Origin of the sequence: Romboutsia sp. 13368 (assembly GCF_018336475.1) — a bacterium.
In the GTDB taxonomy this organism is placed as follows: Bacteria; Bacillota; Clostridia; order Peptostreptococcales; family Peptostreptococcaceae; genus Romboutsia.
This window is the reverse complement of the sequence record NZ_CP048741.1, coordinates 2,055,241-2,056,732: the sequence shown is the minus strand read 5'-3', so window position 1 is coordinate 2,056,732 and position 1,492 is coordinate 2,055,241. Positions and strand designations below refer to the sequence as shown.

Here is a 1,492-nt window from a genome sequence, read left to right as displayed (position 1 = left end):
TTTGTCAAGGACACTAGAAAAAAAGGGTTATTAAGAAGTTTTTAAAAGTTGATTTCTGTATTGTACAGGAGTCAGCTTTTTTAAATTCCACTGATAACGGTCATTATTGTAATAATCCATGTAATCATCTATCAATATTTTAAGTTCTTCTATTGTTCTACAGTTTTTGTAATCAATTTCATCTTTCATATGTCCGAAGAACGATTCCTGCGGAGCATTATCCCAACAATTGCCTCTACGAGACATAGATTGACCTAAGTTATATTTCTTAAGTAGTTTTTGAAAGATTGGACTTGTATAATGAGAACCTTGATCAGAGTGGATGAACGCATCTTTATGTAATTTAAATGACTTTAATTTAACTAATTTATTTATAGTTTCAGTTACAATATCTATAGCTAAGCTATTAGAAAGGTTATATGCTAATATTTCATTTGTTGATGAATCTTTTATCGTAGATAAATATGCTATTTTATTATTGCCGTACGGCATATATGTAATATCAGTTAGCATTACCTTACCAGGTATTTTTTGCTTAAATTCTCTATTYAGTCTATTAGGAACTACTCTATGTTCCTTTGTAGCTTTAGCAATACGTTTATAAGGATTAGCTTTACGTATAGGACAAGTAATATTATATTTTCTCATAATTCTTTGGATTTTCTTCCTGTTCATTATAATATTGAATTTATTCTCTAATACCATTTTTATAGATCTAGAGCCCTTCTTATATCCACGATAGTTAAATGCTTTTAAGATAATTTCCTTAGATATAAAATCTTTATTTTCCTTTATATTTCTAGCCTTAAAATTGTTTAAAAAATTATAATAACCTGAAGTAGAGACATTAGCAATTTTGCATAAATGTCTCGTCATGTTCTTAAGATTGAAGTTTTGAATTAAATTTTGAATTAGTTTAAATATTTTAGATGCAGGTATCTTCTTATTTATCACCTGCCTTTCTTGCAGCTCTAGCTTTTTTATTAATTCAAGCTCCGCTTTAAGATACTCGATTTCAGCATCTTTCTTAGCAAGGATTTCTTCAATAGTTAATTCCCTATTAAGTGTTCTTCCTGAATTTAAACTCCTAGTATCTTCTAAACCTAAAACACCTTTATCCTTATATGCTGTTCTCCATCTTAGACTAGCAGAATCTATACGTTTAATTCCAATTACATCAACATCAAATCCTGCATCTTCGAAAATAACTCTTGAAGTTTTTCCATTCTCATATTCTGCGATAAACTGTAACTTAAATTCATTAGTATAAGTTATGCCTTTTGCAGTTACATTTTTTACATATTTATTTTTAGATAATTCTAATATTTCTTGYWCTRTAAATATCTTTTTGCTCATCTTATAATCACACCTCAGTCAATATTGCACAAAAAATCCTATAYAGATAGACATACTCTTTTTCATGTCCACTATATAGGATTTATTCTAATTCCCCTTTTATTTTACTCTTTTTAATGTCACTATACTCTCCGCT

At 28.3% G+C, this 1,492-nt stretch carries 1 protein-coding gene; it reads right to left on the bottom strand.

The window, feature by feature from the left end; all coding sequences use genetic code 11:
• Positions 1-30: 30 nt before the first annotated feature.
• Positions 31-1,356 (bottom strand): IS3 family transposase, encoded by a 1,326-nt coding sequence (locus G3997_RS08515; RefSeq protein WP_296645363.1) that lies wholly within the window; start codon positions 1,354-1,356, stop codon positions 31-33.
• Positions 1,357-1,492 lie beyond the last annotated feature (136 nt).